This window comes from Thalassotalea marina, assembly GCF_014656435.1.
Lineage (GTDB): Bacteria > Pseudomonadota > Gammaproteobacteria > Enterobacterales > Alteromonadaceae > Thalassotalea_C > Thalassotalea_C marina.
The window spans coordinates 143,598-159,878 of record NZ_BNCK01000008.1 but is presented as its reverse complement, the minus strand read 5'-3'; the positions used below and the strand labels follow the sequence as shown (position 1 = coordinate 159,878).

18 protein-coding genes are annotated in these 16,281 nt (G+C 37.6%); 9 read left to right on the top strand and 9 right to left on the bottom strand.

Annotated elements, in window-relative coordinates; translation table 11 throughout:
• The first annotated feature begins 30 nt into the window (after positions 1-30).
• The gene (locus IE199_RS16760) at positions 31-873 is read left to right on the top strand and encodes an alpha/beta hydrolase (RefSeq protein WP_189772866.1); all 843 of its coding nucleotides are present in this window, start codon (positions 31-33) and stop codon (positions 871-873) included.
• Positions 874-996: 123 nt separating this feature from the next.
• Here IE199_RS16760 and IE199_RS16755 read toward each other — a convergent pair whose 3' ends face one another.
• Entirely contained in the window at positions 997-1,749 is a 753-nt protein-coding gene (locus IE199_RS16755) for a sporulation protein (RefSeq protein ID WP_189772864.1), read from the bottom strand.
• Positions 1,750-1,905: 156 nt separating this feature from the next.
• On the opposite strand from IE199_RS16755, the gene IE199_RS16750 reads away from it, so the two are divergent.
• Complete coding sequence (locus IE199_RS16750) at positions 1,906-3,096, top strand: serine hydrolase domain-containing protein (protein ID WP_189772863.1); 1,191 nt, start codon at positions 1,906-1,908, stop codon at positions 3,094-3,096.
• Positions 3,097-3,148: 52 nt separating this feature from the next.
• Here the strand turns inward: IE199_RS16750 and IE199_RS16745 are convergent, their stop codons facing one another.
• Entirely contained in the window at positions 3,149-4,438 is a 1,290-nt protein-coding gene (locus IE199_RS16745; protein WP_189772861.1) for a S41 family peptidase, read from the bottom strand.
• Positions 4,439-4,639: 201 nt separating this feature from the next.
• Between IE199_RS16745 and IE199_RS16740 the strand changes: the two genes are divergently transcribed.
• The 7 genes from IE199_RS16740 (at position 4,640) to IE199_RS16710 (ending at position 11,291) form a co-directional block, all read left to right on the top strand.
• Positions 4,640-5,437, top strand: coding sequence for an acyl-CoA thioesterase (locus IE199_RS16740; RefSeq protein WP_189772859.1), 798 nt, complete (start codon positions 4,640-4,642; stop codon positions 5,435-5,437).
• A gap of 62 nt (positions 5,438-5,499) precedes the next feature.
• On the top strand, positions 5,500-6,375 hold the full coding sequence (locus IE199_RS16735) for a dTDP-4-dehydrorhamnose reductase family protein (protein WP_189772857.1): 876 nt from the start codon (positions 5,500-5,502) through the stop codon (positions 6,373-6,375).
• A gap of 112 nt (positions 6,376-6,487) precedes the next feature.
• Positions 6,488-7,588, top strand: a complete 1,101-nt coding sequence (locus IE199_RS16730) for an ABC transporter substrate-binding protein (RefSeq protein WP_189772855.1) — start codon at positions 6,488-6,490, stop codon at positions 7,586-7,588.
• A gap of 82 nt (positions 7,589-7,670) precedes the next feature.
• Positions 7,671-8,792, top strand: coding sequence for a GNAT family N-acetyltransferase (locus IE199_RS16725; RefSeq protein ID WP_229854786.1), 1,122 nt, complete (start codon positions 7,671-7,673; stop codon positions 8,790-8,792).
• 13 nt (positions 8,793-8,805) lie between these two features.
• Complete coding sequence (locus IE199_RS16720) at positions 8,806-9,420, top strand: DUF938 domain-containing protein (RefSeq protein WP_189773090.1); 615 nt, start codon at positions 8,806-8,808, stop codon at positions 9,418-9,420.
• Between the two features lie 286 nt (positions 9,421-9,706).
• Positions 9,707-10,903, top strand: coding sequence for an acetyltransferase domain-containing protein (locus tag IE199_RS16715; protein WP_229854784.1), 1,197 nt, complete (start codon positions 9,707-9,709; stop codon positions 10,901-10,903).
• A 106-nt stretch (positions 10,904-11,009) separates the two neighbouring features.
• Entirely contained in the window at positions 11,010-11,291 is a 282-nt protein-coding gene (locus tag IE199_RS16710; protein WP_189772854.1) for a hypothetical protein, read from the top strand.
• Between the two features lie 45 nt (positions 11,292-11,336).
• Here the strand turns inward: IE199_RS16710 and IE199_RS16705 are convergent, their stop codons facing one another.
• The 7 genes from IE199_RS16705 to IE199_RS16675 form a co-directional block, all read right to left on the bottom strand.
• The gene (locus tag IE199_RS16705; RefSeq protein WP_189772852.1) at positions 11,337-11,747 is read right to left on the bottom strand and encodes a VOC family protein; all 411 of its coding nucleotides are present in this window, start codon (positions 11,745-11,747) and stop codon (positions 11,337-11,339) included.
• Positions 11,748-11,760: 13 nt separating this feature from the next.
• Positions 11,761-12,669: a LysR family transcriptional regulator gene (locus IE199_RS16700; RefSeq protein WP_189772850.1), complete on the bottom strand. Its 909-nt coding sequence runs from the start codon at positions 12,667-12,669 to the stop codon at positions 11,761-11,763.
• Between the two features lie 137 nt (positions 12,670-12,806).
• Entirely contained in the window at positions 12,807-13,784 is a 978-nt protein-coding gene (locus IE199_RS16695) for a glutathione S-transferase family protein (protein ID WP_189772848.1), read from the bottom strand.
• Positions 13,785-13,797: 13 nt separating this feature from the next.
• Complete coding sequence (locus IE199_RS16690; protein WP_189772846.1) at positions 13,798-14,631, bottom strand: pirin family protein; 834 nt, start codon at positions 14,629-14,631, stop codon at positions 13,798-13,800.
• 519 nt (positions 14,632-15,150) lie between these two features.
• Positions 15,151-15,468, bottom strand: a complete 318-nt coding sequence (locus IE199_RS16685; RefSeq protein ID WP_189772843.1) for a hypothetical protein — start codon at positions 15,466-15,468, stop codon at positions 15,151-15,153.
• Between the two features lie 76 nt (positions 15,469-15,544).
• Entirely contained in the window at positions 15,545-15,925 is a 381-nt protein-coding gene (locus IE199_RS16680; RefSeq protein ID WP_189772841.1) for a hypothetical protein, read from the bottom strand.
• A gap of 57 nt (positions 15,926-15,982) precedes the next feature.
• Entirely contained in the window at positions 15,983-16,180 is a 198-nt protein-coding gene (locus IE199_RS16675; protein WP_189772839.1) for a hypothetical protein, read from the bottom strand.
• Positions 16,181-16,281 lie beyond the last annotated feature (101 nt).

The window sequence follows — 16,281 nt, the reverse complement described above, 5'->3', positions numbered from 1 at the left end:
TTTTAGATATTAATTAGTTTGAATTAACATATGAAACTATCAACACTGCTCTTATTTTTAGTTTTAACGCCCAGTTTATCCTTTGCGCAAAAGCTTGCTATCGAGACAAATGAAAGTGACTTTGTCATTGGTAAATCAATCACTATTAAATCGAGTATTTTAAATGAAAAACGACAGCTAAATATATATCTACCAGCGAGCTATTTGCATGATAAAAGCAAAAGCTACCCAGTTATTTATTTGTTTGATGGTTCAAAAGAAGAAGATTTCATTCATATAGCTGGCATAGTGCAATTTGGTTCGTTTTCTTGGATTAACATGGTTCCTGAGTCTATCGTTGTGGGGATCGGCAACGTTGACCGAAAAAGAGATTTTACTTACCCATCAAATAACACACTTGATCAAAAAGAGTTTCCAACGTCTGGTAAGTCAGCTCACTTTATAGCTTTTATCGAAAATGAGCTGCAGCCTTATATCAACTCAAAATTTAGAACAACAACAACTAAAACCGTCATAGGGCAATCTTTAGGTGGGTTGTTAGCAACGGAAATACTGTTTAAAAAGCCAAATCTTTTTGATAACTATATTATTGTAAGCCCAAGTTTGTGGTGGGATGACGAAAAATTACTCAACATACAACTGCCCAAATACCACTCGAATAAATCTGTTTATGTCGCAGTGGGTAAAGAAGGCACAGTCATGGAAAGAACGGCAAAAGCGTTATTTGATAAGTTAGAAAATCAACAACAGCAAAATTTAACACTACATTTTGAATTTTTAGCCGATAAAACACATGGCGATGCACTTCATATAGCGGTTTATAATGCGTTTGAAAAAATATTTATGCCAAAAAACGCAATCAAAAACAAATAAAAGTTAATAAGTTAATAAGTTAATAAGTTAATAAGTTAGCTTTAATCTGTGTATTCTTTATACAGTCAGATTCACTTAAATTAAACTAAACCTGACTGCATTTATTTGAGTTAAAGCTGCGTTTTAACCCAAAATGTTTTCAATATAAGGCCTAACACTGTCAACCGTTGTGCAGTGGTTAGGAATAGAAACGCTGCGATAGCCATCGCCAGTAAAAGCACGATCTATTTCAATTAGTACACCAGTTTCTGCACCATTATCAACAAAAGTTACTTCTATCTCTTTGGCACCAAAAAATGAGCGTGATTGTGGTTTAAATTCATATTCTTGATAGCAAGGTAAATGTGATGCAAACCCATGACCACGAACACCACCGGCTTCTATATCGACTTTAAACAGTGAATAACCACTTTGATGTATCACATCCAGTACTGCAATTTGCGTCAGTGAAGGTTCAATAAACAAAGGATCTTGGTCAGAGCCATCGATGCCCGCTTTTATATCAAGACCAGTTTGTAACCATACTTTCGATACCTGTTGACCAAACAGCTGTGTTGCTGGCACTTCTGGGTGAAGCGTTAATGTAAACTGCTCTTTGCGCGTTTCGCCAGGCGCAATAACGATATCTAAAGGTTGTTGCCAATGTTGCAGTACAACACTTTTGTTGTATTCAATTTCTTCATCGCCAACATTAGATTCAGTTTTAGCCTTCGCCATTACCGCAAATTCTAACCCATTTATATGCTGCTCAACATCACCACCTACAATGATAACTTCAATATCAAAAGCATCACCTGCACGTAATTTGTCTTGTAGTAAAATTGTATCTACTTTGGCTTTACCAATACCAACACTGGCCAGTAGTTTTTTAAACATCAATCTATCCTTCTTCGATTGTAGGGCTTTAATTTACTGATTTCATAAGGTGTTTGCAAAACAATTGGCGATGGAATTATCACTTCACCTCTCTTTTTATTTGTCTTATGATTAGGTATCATCGACGCTTTTTTAAATTCTAGGTACCATTAAATTATGCGCTTCGCCCTGCTATTCTTGCTATTGCCATGTTTTACCTTCGCGCAAGATTTACAATCTATCAATAAAAGTTTTGCAAAAACGGTAAAGCAAGAATTAAGTAACAAAAGTATTCCGGGGGCAGCCTATACCATTGTTAAAGGCGATCAAGTCATTGCCATTGAAACTTTTGGACACTTGGACAAAAAGAAAAAACAAAAAGTAAATAAAGATACAGTATTTCGTCTAGCTTCGGTTTCTAAGCCGTTTGCTTCAACGCTGACCACCATGCTGGCTCAGGAAAAAAAGTTTAGCCTAGCTGATCCTATTACAAAATATGTGCCTGAATTTAAACTCAAAACACCAGGCGCAGCAGAAAAAATCCAATTAAGACATATCCTTAGTCACTCCTCTGGATTAATGCCAAATTCATACGACAATTTACTGCACGAAAATTGGAGCATGGACAAAGTCATCAAACGTTTTGACCGCATATCCCCTATTTGCCAACCGGCAAAATGTTACGGCTATCAAAACGTAGCATATGGCATGTTGCAAGATGTGATTGAACAAACACAGCGCCAAAGCTACAAAGATCTATTAACAAAGCGTATTTTTGAACCATTGGGAATGGACAATGCTTCAGTGGGTATAGACGTTTATGAACAAAGCAGTAATACCGCAAAACCACATGTTTTACGTAAGCGCGTAAAAACGGGTAGAAAAGACAAAAACGGTAAAGACATCCGCCGCTATGTTTGGCGAACAGTTGATGTAACACCTGATTTTTATAAAGTAGAGCCCGCTGCAGGTGTTAATGCCAGTATTGCAGATATGGCGAAGTGGTTGTCGGCAAACTTGGGATATAACCCTGAGGTATTACCTGCAAAACTGCTGAATGAGTTAACAACGCCTCGTATTGAAACTAAACGAGATCTGCGTCGCACATACTGGCGTAATCATATATCTGAAGCGTATTACGGTTATGGTTGGCGTATTTATCAATTTGAAGGTTATGAATTGATTTACCATTCGGGTTGGGTAGCAGGCTTTAGAGCAGATATTGCCTACTCACCTGACTTAGATATAGGCTTTGCCATGTTGATGAACGCTGAAGCAAACTCTATCAGTAAGTTGTCTACCGAATTTTGGCAATCGGTCACAGAAAGTATGTCTGTGGCGAAGTTAGCGCAGCAACAAGCAGAATAGTCGGTTAACTAATACTTAATGAAGCATCTCGTGTCAGCGATGCTTCATCTGTTTAAAGCGTTTTACAGCGCTTTATTGTTAATGGTAAATGAGAACTAAAACCTATCGATATGCCAGATTTTACATCTTCCCGATCAATAAAATGTACTGTTTGGTTCATCTTGCCTGAGCCATTACCCAACTCATAGCTGACTTTTGACTTTCCGTTTCCATAAAATTTTACTTGATAAGGAAACTGATATTTTTCAGTAGATTGATTAAAACGCGGTTCAGCAACACGATAACTCACTAAACATTTGCCTTTGGCATATTGCCATTGCCCGTACTCAATATTTTCTCGATACAGAGAATACTGCTCTTCAGGCGTAGCTCTGTCTTGAGCAACACGGTATTTAACGGCAGAGACCTTTGCTAATTCATGAGCTTGTTTTAATGAAAGTATAGAAACCACAGGTAAGTTAGGGGTTATGCCTATGCCTTCTATCGCAAATTGACTCTTAGGTTCAATTACCGTTGACACTGGATAACTCACCTCAATATCTGAAAATACTGTGTTAGTTTTTTTAAGGTTCACTTCACCGGCGGTATTTTCACCAACAACATAGGCGAGACGCTGCTGCTGCATAGCTAACGCAAAAGATTCTGCAACTCCTGAGGTAGTTGTATTGGTTAAAATAAAAAGAGGTAACTCGGGTCGGGGTTTACCTGCAATTTTAGGATCTGACTCAACCGTTAACACCGTTTCTTGATTACTATTTCTGAATATAGCTAAAGGCACTTTAGCGTTAAATAAATAGCCAGAAAGATAACGCATGGCGTTGAGGGTACCACCGTCATTTCCACGCAAATCGAAAATAAGTGCATCACTTTTTTCAATATCTTTAAACATTTTATCTATTGCTTGATTGGTTGCGTTTAAATCAAGGTCTACAATAGCAACATCACCTTGCCCGTATTGAACAGTTAATGCATTGACACTCGTGTTTGGTGCATCACTTGAAGTAGCAATATTTATTGTTACCGCATCACTGCCAAGCTTTTTAGCGATATCCTTGGATAACTTTTGACTAAAGAAGTTTTTATCTTCATATCCAGCATAATTAAACTCAACCAAGTTCGTGCGCAATACTCTTGCTAATTGTGCTATTTGTTCTTTTGAATAAATGCTGTGTTGCAATAATTGAAGCGTATTTTCGATTACTTGTTTTTGCTGGTGTTCGGTAAATTCAGCACTGTGACTAACAATTGGGCTCACACAAAGCGCTGCTGCCAAAACAATTTTGGTTTTTTGGTATTGTTTCAAAACTTGCCGCCCCGCCACCTTCATCACAATGCTCGCCATTTGCCTCTTCCCTAATTTATTTTTGTATCAATCACTTAAATCTTAACCAATATACTAACTTTTTCGTATAACGCAAATTTAATGGGAATGGTACATAGAGTAGCGAAATTAACCATAACATTTCATATTTCGACTCGCAGTGCTTTTCAGGCTCTTTAAAATTGACTAAGATACACTCATCTGACCAGTAGAGATAGCAGCATGTCAATTGACCACGTTTTTGCAGCGTTTAAAACCAAACAACAACAATACGAGCTAATGGTACCATTGAGTTGGACTCAAGGTAGAACCTTGTATGGCGGATTATCAGCAGCACTTGCTTATCAAGCAGCTGAAAACTTGATTGAAGATGAACGCTATGTACGAGCTTTTCACTGTAACTTCATTGGCCCTATTGATGCTGAACAGCCTGTTATTGTTGAAGCAGAACTTTTGCGCACTGGCAAAAATGTTAGCCAAATTGTGGCAAAGGTTTCTCAACAAGAGCAAGTGGCCACTATGGTTCAGGTATGTTTTGGCGTAAATAGAGACTCTAAACTTCACCATATTGACCAAAGTCGGCATTCACTAAAACCACCTAAAAGCCCCAAATTTATTCCACAAATCCCAAAGCTTGTCCCTAAATTTATCCAACATTTTGATTATGTGTTTGAGAAAGGCAATTTGGCTTTTACCAAAAATGAAGATGCTATTATTCACGGTTGGTCTAAGTTTTCTAAAGCACCAAATTCAATGAACATAGCTTACCTAATTGCCTTAATGGACGCCTGGCCACCAACTATGTTTCAATTATTAAGACTACCTGCACCTGCGAGCACTATGAGTTGGGATATCGAATTTATTAACCCACAAGCCATTGTCGAGCCTAATAGCTGGTTAGCCAGTGAAACAACTGCACATCATATTCAAAACGGCTATGGCCATGAAGAAGCAAAGTTTTGGAACGAACAAGGTCAGCTAATTGCCATTGCAAAACAAGTCGTTGCGATATTTGCTTAAATATTCACAAAGACCATTAAGTTTTAGTATGATGACAAAAACATCAGCAAAAATAGATTGCAATGGCAAAAATAATGGTCACAGGCGCGACAGGTCTACTTGGTCGCGCATTAATGAATACGTTAAAAAGTTCACACCATGTAATAGGGACTGGTTTTTCTCGAGCGAAACCACCACTAATATCCCTTGATTTATGCGACAAACAACAGATTGAGCAACTACTTAACCAGGAAAAACCCGATGTTGTTGTTCATGCTGCAGCTGAAAGGCGTCCCGATAAATGCGAATTTGATCAACACCAAACACTGGCACTAAACGTAGATGTCAGCCGCCAACTTGCCAGCCTGTGTACTTCATTAGGCATTCGTTTATTTTTTATCAGTACTGATTATGTATTTGATGGTACTTCACCACCGTATTTAGAATCGGCCGCTACGGCACCGCTCAATTTTTACGGTCAAAGTAAAGCCGCGGCTGAACAAGCAATTTTATCCGTATCCTCGAACCATACCATTATTCGTGTACCGGTTTTGTATGGCGAAGTTGAGTATTTAGCCGAATCTGCCGTTACGGTTATTGCAAAGCAACTTATTGAAAACAAGGCAACTAAACATGATCATTGGGCGATTAGGTTTCCAACACATGTTGAAGATATTGCGTTAACTATTAAAGACTTGATAGCGCTGCCTGTGGCCAAATCCAGTGGTATTTTTCATATATCAGGTAATCAATCGATGACCAAGTTTGACATAGCCTGCCTTATTGCAGAACATTTAGGCATCAACACTAAGACATTTGAAGCCCAATTAGAGCCAGATCAAAGCGCCCCCAGACCACATAACTGTGCATTAAAAGATACTAAACTTAATGAGTTAGGCATTAATCACCAGCGAGACTTTGCACAGGCAATAGTTCAGGTGATATCACCTCATTTGTAATATTGAAAAATAAGCACGTTGGCGAAGCAATTCGCCAACGTGCTATTAATTTGGCATATCACATGCAAATTAGACGCTTCACCTAAAAATAAAAATGCACTATGCTTAAACAATGAAATGTACATTACTCAAACTGTTATTGGGTTTATCGCTTATTTCATGGACTGCTTTAGCTGACACTCTTAACGTTGTATTTATCAATCCTGGGCATCAATCTGATAATGCTACAGGAACGTTTTGGTCTAAAGTAAGTCTTTTTATGGAAGCGGCATCCGAAGATCTCGACATAAATCTCACCACCTTTTACGCTGACAGAAACCATATTTTTATGGCTCAGCTTACCAAAGAAGTGAAAAAACAAGATCCCGACTTTGTTATTCTGGTTAATGAAAAAGGCAAAGCGGTGCAGATGGTAAAAGAATTAGCACCATTAAATGTCCCTATTTTTATGCTGCTAAACACCTTTGACGAAAATGAAATAAACGCATTTTCCGAAGCCGAAAAAGCAAATATTATCGGCAGCTTAATTCCTAACAACCGCGCGGTAGGAGAAAAACTCGCCGATTCACTGATCACCACACACCTGAGAAAAACCGCCAAGCCAAGATTGTACATGTTGGCCTTTAAAGGTGATTACGCCACTGCTGCGTCAAATGAACGTCATCAGGGATTAATGGACAGTTTATCAAAACATAAAAACATTGAATTAGTCGATGTAGTTGTTGCCAACTGGTCAGAACCACAAGCATATGCCAAGACATCAGGTCTGTTAAAACGTGTGCCTATCGATATTATATGGGCCGCAAATGACCCTATGGCTTATGGCGCTAAAAGAGCAACAATTGAAGCAAAAATTAACTACCCGATTACCATAGGTGGGATAAATGGTGATTTGCACACTAGCTTGTTCCCACTTGATGTATCTTACGGTGGCCATATGGCGCTTGGGGCTTATGCACTTGTTATGTTACGTGATTATCAAGATAAACTATTGTCAGATGGTCAAATGCATCAAAACATTAATGTCTTTAGTAAGTTATCTAAACAAGAAATTATTGCCTTAAACGAAGCCTTTTCTCATGGTGAGTTATCTGGTTATGATTTTGCTCGATTTTCTTTGGGTCATGTAAACCCGGTCGAATTTTCTTTTGATAAACTTCCATTGGTTTATTCGCAACCCAAACTGAAAGTACAAGTTAGCCCCTGCCCTTAGTAGCTATAAGGCTTATAGAGAATTTTGCCAGATTAGGTGATAGTATTTTGTGATATACCACGTCTAAAGTGACATAACCAACGTGCAACTTTCCATTTTACCTTCTATTGACGATATATCAGCGCATGACTGGCAGCGCTTTTTGTCAAAAAATAGTAGCCCTTTTATTCAACACTCATTTTTATCTGCACTTGAGAGCAGCAAAAGTGTGCATGCCAATACTGGCTGGTTTCCATACCACTTAAAGCTACATGATAAGCACAACATACATGCGTTACTTCCCATGTATGTTAAGTCGCACTCGTGGGGTGAATATGTGTTTGATTGGGCTTGGGCGGAAGCATATGAACGCTATAACATTGATTACTATCCTAAACTTCTGGTCGCTATTCCGTTTACCCCTGTACCTACTCTAAAGTTACTTAGTGATACATTGCACATAACTGAACTGTTTTCATCGTTAACAGCCATCTGTCAGCAATCCGAGCTAAATAGTTGGCACTTTTTATTTGCATCTGACATCACAATTGATGAACAACAATTAGCTCAACTCAATGTTTATACGCGTTATAGCGTGCAGTTTCATTGGCACAATAAGAATTACCACTCTTTTGAACACTATCTCAGCTTTTTTAATTCTCGAAAACGTAAACAAGTACTTAAAGAAAGGCGAAGTATCACCGAACAAAAAATAACAATACGTCGTGTCAAAGGGTGTGATATATCGACAGCAGAGTTGCAGTATTTTTATCAGGTTTATCAACAAACTTACTTAGCGCGAAATCATCAACCACATTTAACGTTGGAATTTTTTCAGCAAATATGCCGATTACAAGGCCAACAGATGCTGTTTGTTTTTGCCAATAAAGACAATAACGACGTTGCATGCGCTTTATTTTTTACTGATGAAAATAATCTTTATGGTCGCTATTGGGACTGTAGTAACCATGTTAATAATTTACATTTTGAGCTTTGTTATTACCAAGGTATTGAGTATTGTATTGAACACGGTTTAAAACACTTTAATCCAGGTACTCAAGGAGAACATAAATTGGCAAGAGGGTTTGAACCTGTTGTACTCAAATCATTCCATTGGATCAAAGATACAGGTTTTCGTAGTGCTATTCGCGCTTACTGCCAACAAGAGCAAATAGATATGTTAAGCTATGCCAAACAGTGCCGAACGCACCTACCTTTTAAATAGCCGTACGAATATGATGGAACTTCCCTTTTCTCAAGCATGTGAAAATAATCAACAACCAATATTGGAACAACTTGCAACTTTCCTTAACGGTGAAGAAAGTATTTTAGAAGTCGGCTCAGGTACAGGGCAACACGCGGTTTATTTTGCGAAAAAACTGCCTAATATTACTTGGTTTAGCGCTGATTTAGCCATTAATCACCCCCATTTAACGCAGCGATTTAAAGAGTCGACTCTGGCAAATATTTGTGGCCCACTTGAACTAGATTTAAGCCAAGATTGGTTAACTAGCACGCGTCCATTGTTGGCAAATAAAGCAGTTTCTGTCGTTTACAGCGCGAACACCTTACATATTGTCTCATGGACTTTGGTTGAACATTTTTTTACTAGCGTCTCCGAATTACTGCCCACTCACGGCCTACTGTTTGTTTATGGCCCCTTTAATTATCAAGGACGTTTTACCAGCCCAAGCAATGCCGAGTTTGATTTATGGCTTAAAGAAAGAGACGCACAAAGTGGTATTAGAGATATAGAAGCGATTGTTAAACTGGCCAATCAGCAAAAATTAACATTAAAACACGATATTGCGATGCCTGCGAATAATCGATTTTTGGTATTTCAAAAAGAATAAAGCAAAATGTTTTGTCGCTGTAGTCGCCAAACTATGGATTTGAGTCACAAATCTTACGAACTTTTCTATTAAAACTTTTCTATATGAAAGTTATGTCAGTGACAATCAATTTATCACTGAGATAACTCCGCTTCCCCGTTAATAAACTTTTTACCACCTAATCCAATTGGTATAACACCTTAAAACTTAGGTTATTTTTTGTAGCACTTATTCTAATGCAACAAACCAATAAAGATGTTATAACATCACACAAAATAAACCTAACTAATTAAATAATGGAGAAAACGTGACTACGCAAACCGTCACAAGTTCATGGCAAAACCATTCAACTGTTGAATCAACAATTAATGTAAATAAACGTTTAGCAAGCATAGATGCTCTGCGCGGCTTGGTTATTGTCTTTATGTTAATCGATCATTTAAGGGATATGTTTTATTTACATGTCCAAGTAGCTGATCCTGTTAATGTTAACGTTACTGAACCTGCCCTATTCCTGTTGCGTTTACTAAGTTCTTTATGTGCACCTATTTTTGTATTGTTAACTGGCCTTTCAGCATACCTTTATGGCTTGCACCATACTAAACAAGAAGTGGCTAAGTTTTTATTCAAACGAGGCGCAATTCTTGTTCTACTCGAACTAACAGTTATTAGCGTTGCATGGACTGGTAGCATTCCACCGAGTAAATTATATTTACAAGTTATCTGGGTGATTGGCTTGAGCATGATGTTAATGTCAGCCTTAATTTATTTACCCAAAAAAGTGCAATGGGGTTTGGCAATCACGTTGATCGCTGGACACAATGCGCTTGATAGCATTCAATTACCCTCAGAACATACTTTTCACACCATATGGGCCATTCTTCATCAGCGAGATTGGTTACAAATTACTGATTCTCTTAGCGCCAGAACAAGCTACCCATTAATACCTTGGCCCGGCATAATGTTGCTCGGTTATTTATTGGGTTGCTGCTTTAATCCTGTTATATCTGCGCAGTCAAGACAAAAACAGTTATTGAAGTTAAGTGGCGGTTTTATGGTTTGTTTTATATTGATCCGCATGAGCAACCTTTATGGTGATGCCCCTTGGTTTGTCGGAGAGCATTTTGGGATTACTTTGATGAGCTTTTTTGCACTCACTAAGTACCCACCTTCTTTACTATTTACCTTGTTTACACTTTCTATCGGCTTTGTATTACTGGTATGGTTTGAACAGCGACAACAAAGCAAGTTAACTAAAATCTTGTTAGATTTTGGCTCAGCGCCGATGTTTTTTTACATTTCTCACCTTTATATCATTGGCATCACCTATTTGTTATGCGTCAATATCTGGGGGAAAAATCAGGGCAAATATTTTGGTTTTGACCACCTAGGTTGGCTATGGCTGTTATTTGTATTGATGATAGTGCCACTTTATTTTGCCACTAAATGGTTCGGAAAACTGAAACAACGACGCAAAGATATTCGTTGGTTAAAATACTTTTAGCCGTTTTGGCGTATGAACCAAAATCAATAGACATGGACGTTTATTTTATTTGCTCTACACAATAGTTCATCACGTGCTATATTGATCTTTAAATAGGAGAACGACAATGCGCTCAATAAACAACATATACATTTTACTTGCTTTAGCAACCTGTGGGCTGTTACTTATTCCGTTTACCGCTTCACAAATTACTGCTGAAGTTGACTGGAAAATTTTTGACTATATTGTCATGGGATTACTAATTTTTGGCTTTTCCAGTTTATTTGTCTTTAGCTCTCGCCGAGTCCCTAAAAATAAACGAGTATTAGTAGGTGCTGGTCTATTTTTGTTGTTTATATACATTTGGCTTGAGCTTGCTGTTGGCGTTTTTACTACGTTAGGCAGCTGATATTTTTAATAAATTCAAAATGTACTAACGTTTTATTTCACTCGTTTACATAAACACGGCATCGTCGTGTTTATAACACTTAAATTCAAGCACATTGCCTGAAAAATCTTTTATAAAGAAGTTTTTTTGTTCATATTTTTTGCCAGCATACCTTATTTGTGGCGCATACATGTATGGAAGGTTATTTTCATCTATGCTCGCGATCAGCGCGCTAAAGTCTTGCTCAGTTAACAAACAACCAAAATGCGGCGTCGGTACAGTTAAATCATCAACTTGACCTTGCGTTGTAGCAGCAATAACGCCAACATGAGCAGACACTTGATGACCAAAAAAATTAAAGTCTAGCCACTCATCGGTACTTTGCCCTGCTTGGCAACCTAAAATATCTATATAAAATTTGCGTGTTGATTCAATATCGTTAACGTTGAACGCCAAATGAAATCGTGAACGTATCATTTTCCTTCCTATTTTATTTTAACGTTTCGTCAGACGTGGCTAAATACATACACTGGTAGCGTAATTCACCGAGAAACGTTCTCGCGGCTGGGCCAAGCAAATCACCATCATCAAATAATAAGTGCAATTTTGCAGTTCGCTTTAACCCATTATTAAGCGTTAAAGGTTTTAGTTTGCCGGTTAATAGTTCGTGTTCAATTAATGGTACGGGTAACCACGCAAAACCAAATCCACTTTTGATCATTTCTATTGAAGTCTTCATGTGGCTCACTGTCCAACGTTGCTCAGCGTCTAACCAACCTTGATCGTGATTTTTTCCATGAGCAGAATCTCTTACGACAATTTGGCGATGTGATTTTAACTGTTCAAAGCTTATTGTTTTTTCTGAACTATGCAGTAAATGATCGGGACTCGCCACGCCAAGAAACTCAATATCACAAAGCTCCTCACTAAACATACCGCTAACAGGGAAAGGAGAAATTGCGATGTCCACTTCGGCATTTTCTAACAGTTCTGTTGAGCCACTTAATACAGACTCAATCAATTCAATATGTAATAGCGGAAACTCACCCGATACTTTATCCAACACTTTATACAACAAATGTTGTGGAAAGATCTCATCTACAGCAATTCTAAGCCTAGACTCTACACCCTCTGCCAAAGTGATACCAACCGCCTCTACCCTTGCTGCCTCGTCAAGCAGGGAATCAACACGTCTTAACATCAATTTACCCGCTTCGGTAAGTAGTGTTTTTCGCCCTTCGATACGAAAAAGCTTAACATCAAGTGCATGTTCAATTTTTTGCACCGCATTGTGGATACTCGACTGACTCTTGTGAACACCAGCAGATGCCTGGTTAAAGCCACCAAAATCAACAACAGCTTTAAACATGCGCCACTGCTCTAATGTGATTTTTAACATGCCATTTCCTTTTATAAGCTTAGAAAAACGGTATCAATCGCCTAAGCAGAATAAAAAATAGATTTTTATCTTACAGTATTCTACAAAAAAGAATTAGAAGAATTAAAAATCACATCACATAGCAATAACTGCCTACATTAAACTTCTTCCCTAAAGTGTGGTGTTGAATAGTCTATCGCAGGACCTTTTGGCACAACCTGAGTAGGATTTATCATGGTATGGCTAAAATAGTAATGGCGCTTAATATGGTAAAAGTCGACTGTTTCGGCAACGCCGGCAATTTGATATAAATCACGCACGTAGTCAGCTAATTGGCTAAATTGCTCTATAGGCTTTTTATTACATTTAAAGTGTCCAACATACACTGCATCAAAACGAATTAACGTCGTAAATAATCGCCAGTCAGCTTCGGTAACTACATCACCCATTAAATATCTCTTGCCTGCTAATCGAGCATTAATCTCATCTAAGGCATCAAATAATTTGTCGTAAGCGTCTTGGTATGCTGTTTGTGATGTTGCAAAACCAGTTTTGTAAACGCCATTATTGATATGGTCGTAAATAAAAGCATTTAACTCATCAATCTCTTCACGTAAATGAGCTGGATAAAAGTCTTTTTGATTGCCCGTAATATCATTAAACGCCGAGTTAAACATACGAATAATTTCTGCCGACTCATTATTTACAATACACTGTTGCTGTTTATCCCAAAGTACAGGCACAGTCACTCGTCCAGTGTAATTTTCATTGTTTTTCAAATACACCTGATACATGTATTGACTATCAAACAGATGATCACCTGAGCTGTGATTATTGGTATCAAAAGTCCAACCATTTTCCATCATATCAGGGCTAACAACTGAGACAGAAATATGCTTTTCCAGCCCCTTTAGTTTCCTAAAAATTAATGTTCGATGTGCCCATGGACAAGCCAATGACACATACAAATGATAACGCCCAGATTCCGCTTTAAAGCCGCTATTGCCAGTTAGTCCAGCTTCGCCATCTTTCGTTACCCAATGACGTAGTTGCGCTTGCTCACGTTCAAACTTTCCGTCACTTTTTTTTGTGTCGTACCATTTATCTTGCCACTTACCTTCTACCAATAACCCCATGTTATTCTCCTTATTAACCTACTGGAATTTCGCCAAATTTTCCTGCCCGATAATCATCAATGGCTTGCCTTAGCTCTGCTTGAGTATTCATGACAAACGGTCCCATATGTGCAACTTGCTCGTTAATTCTACTGCCTGTAAAAATAAGCATTCCTGCTTCCTCTTGAGCCGAAAGCTCAAGTATAGACCTTGGTTCAATAACCAGTAGTTGACCCGCGCTAAAGCCATTAACTTGACCAGTATGCACATACACTAAAATTTGTTCATTAAGCTGACAATCAAGCGTGGCAGAACTGTTTTTAGGCAAGGTTAGATCTGCAATTGCCGCATTTGCCGAAAGTTGGGTTAACGGGGAGGTGACTGTTTTACCTGCAAATTGCCACTGTCCTGCCAGTGCTTTTAACTGCGCACCGAATTCATTAACCTGAACTGGCAAAGGGGTATCGACGGAGTCTTGATAAATTGCTGGACGCAGCTTATCTTTGGCTGGCATATTGACCCATATTTGAAAGCCATGCATCCCCTCTTCTGTTGCCACCGGCATTTCAGAGTGAACTACACCATAGCCAGTACTCATCCATTGTACATCGCCTGATGAAATCACTTTTCGGTTACCTAATTGATCTTTATGTTCAAAGCCACCTTTGATCATGTAGGTAAAGGTTTCAATACCACGGTGAGGATGAGGCGGGAAGCCACCAATAAAATCGGCTTGATCGTCAGACTTTAACTCATCAATCATTAAAAAAGGGTCAAGGTGTTGCCCTGAGAAATCAGCAACTCGTGATATTTTAACACCGTCTCCATCACTGGTTGCCATACTTTTAATCACGTTAATGACGTTCATTTTTCTACTCTGTTGGTTTATTTAGACATAGCTTAACAATCATCACAACAGAACAAAATTCGATTTTTTAGCCTTTTTCATTTCAATTTTAAGAACGAAAATTGACTCTTAACAGTGCATTTGAACAAGCAGTTACCAATAAGATTATGAGAACACACTCTTTAATATTTTTATTTTTTACTTTAGTTACCATACGCTGCAAAACTTATTATTTAGCCTCAAGTTTGTATAAGAAATACTGCTAATTGAAGAAAGCAATAACCACAATGTTACTTGGTTGTGGTTATTGCTCATTTAACGCTATCGATACGACTGCTCTCGGTATATCACCGATAATATTTGATCATAGAGGATGTACTAAATAGCATGACAATAGAGCGCGATAGTGTGTTTGTATTTAGCCATAATGGCAGAGTACAAGTTGATATCAACAGCAGGGTTGGTTCTTCAAATACCTTTAAATGAATAACAGTTAAAATTTCGGCGGCTATATAATTTCTAGCAGCCGACGAACAATATTTAAACTTTTCTAAATCTTTCTATTAAATAAAGGCTCCCAACTATGGTGCCAAAAGGAATGCTCAACAACAAAATAACCGAGAGCGGCATTGCAATGGAATGCACGGTTTTATTTTGTTTTAATAAATAGATACCACATAAGAAACATAGAAAGTTGACTGCCAACATAATGTTTATCATCAATAAAACGAGCAAAGGAAGTTTACTGGTATCAGATAGTGTTATGCCGCCAAAAATATAAATAGCTAAAAAGACTATCGTTGATAGTGCGCCATATAAGGTAAAGGCAAGTCCTGATATCTTGTATTGATTATCCATTATTTAATCCCACCTATAGAAGTTATAGTGTTGTATCGAAACATTTGTAATGCTAAACAGTTGTTTCTTTTATTCTCTATAAAAAAATGCCTGCAAAAAAGTAACCTGATCCAAATCCAAGACATCCCATAGAAAGTCCTCTAAAAAACTTCAACATTTTAGACATTTGGTAAATACTTTTTCCTTTTAGTAATGAATCAACAAGATAATCTTGCCCTGTAAGTGAAAAAATAATAGACAAACTTAATAGTCCTATAGAAATATATACATCTTGTCCTATTTCAATCACTTTTAACTGAATTAGAATAATTAGTGCGCCGATCACGGCAGACGAAAACCAAGCATATTGTTTTAATAAATCAAAATGTAATTCAGTGGTCACAGTTTCATTTTTTGCTTTATTTAACTCAGTAACATCAGTACTTTCTTGTTTTTCACTGTTGTTTTCTGTTGTCATAAACTTCAATCCTTTTTCATTATTATAAGTTTTATAAATGGCTCAATTAAAGCGCCTTTAATTTTTGCAGGTGAAAGATTCGGTAGAAACAGACTTTATATTACCTTCTCCGCATTGCTGCGTAGCTAAACGAGTATTTTCTTCAACTTGAGCAGAGCTAGTAAAAGATTCAAGAAAATTAAAAAGTAAAAACATAAAAAATATCGCCCCAATGACGATGTAATATGAGTCGTTATTTAACGATGATTTAAGCATTTATCAGCTCACTTTTGTTATTTAGGAAAAGAATCTAGAAAAAATAAGGTAACAAACTAAGTAGTAACATATATCTTTGTATCCAACATTTTTGCACCAAT

Coding starts and splice junctions, on each gene's coding strand:
- IE199_RS16760 (WP_189772866.1), top strand. CDS start 31: ATGAAACTATCAACACTGCTCTTATTTTTAGTTTTAACGCCCAGTTTA.
- IE199_RS16740 (WP_189772859.1), top strand. CDS start 4,640: ATGTCAATTGACCACGTTTTTGCAGCGTTTAAAACCAAACAACAACAA.
- IE199_RS16755 (WP_189772864.1), bottom strand. CDS start 1,749: ATGTTTAAAAAACTACTGGCCAGTGTTGGTATTGGTAAAGCCAAAGTA.
- IE199_RS16700 (WP_189772850.1), bottom strand. CDS start 12,669: ATGTTAAAAATCACATTAGAGCAGTGGCGCATGTTTAAAGCTGTTGTT.
- IE199_RS16685 (WP_189772843.1), bottom strand. CDS start 15,468: ATGGATAATCAATACAAGATATCAGGACTTGCCTTTACCTTATATGGC.
- IE199_RS16730 (WP_189772855.1), top strand. CDS start 6,488: ATGAAATGTACATTACTCAAACTGTTATTGGGTTTATCGCTTATTTCA.
- IE199_RS16710 (WP_189772854.1), top strand. CDS start 11,010: ATGCGCTCAATAAACAACATATACATTTTACTTGCTTTAGCAACCTGT.
- IE199_RS16680 (WP_189772841.1), bottom strand. CDS start 15,925: ATGACAACAGAAAACAACAGTGAAAAACAAGAAAGTACTGATGTTACT.
- IE199_RS16720 (WP_189773090.1), top strand. CDS start 8,806: ATGGAACTTCCCTTTTCTCAAGCATGTGAAAATAATCAACAACCAATA.
- IE199_RS16705 (WP_189772852.1), bottom strand. CDS start 11,747: ATGATACGTTCACGATTTCATTTGGCGTTCAACGTTAACGATATTGAA.
- IE199_RS16745 (WP_189772861.1), bottom strand. CDS start 4,438: ATGGCGAGCATTGTGATGAAGGTGGCGGGGCGGCAAGTTTTGAAACAA.
- IE199_RS16675 (WP_189772839.1), bottom strand. CDS start 16,180: ATGCTTAAATCATCGTTAAATAACGACTCATATTACATCGTCATTGGG.
- IE199_RS16735 (WP_189772857.1), top strand. CDS start 5,500: ATGGCAAAAATAATGGTCACAGGCGCGACAGGTCTACTTGGTCGCGCA.
- IE199_RS16695 (WP_189772848.1), bottom strand. CDS start 13,784: ATGGGGTTATTGGTAGAAGGTAAGTGGCAAGATAAATGGTACGACACA.
- IE199_RS16690 (WP_189772846.1), bottom strand. CDS start 14,631: ATGAACGTCATTAACGTGATTAAAAGTATGGCAACCAGTGATGGAGAC.
- IE199_RS16750 (WP_189772863.1), top strand. CDS start 1,906: ATGCGCTTCGCCCTGCTATTCTTGCTATTGCCATGTTTTACCTTCGCG.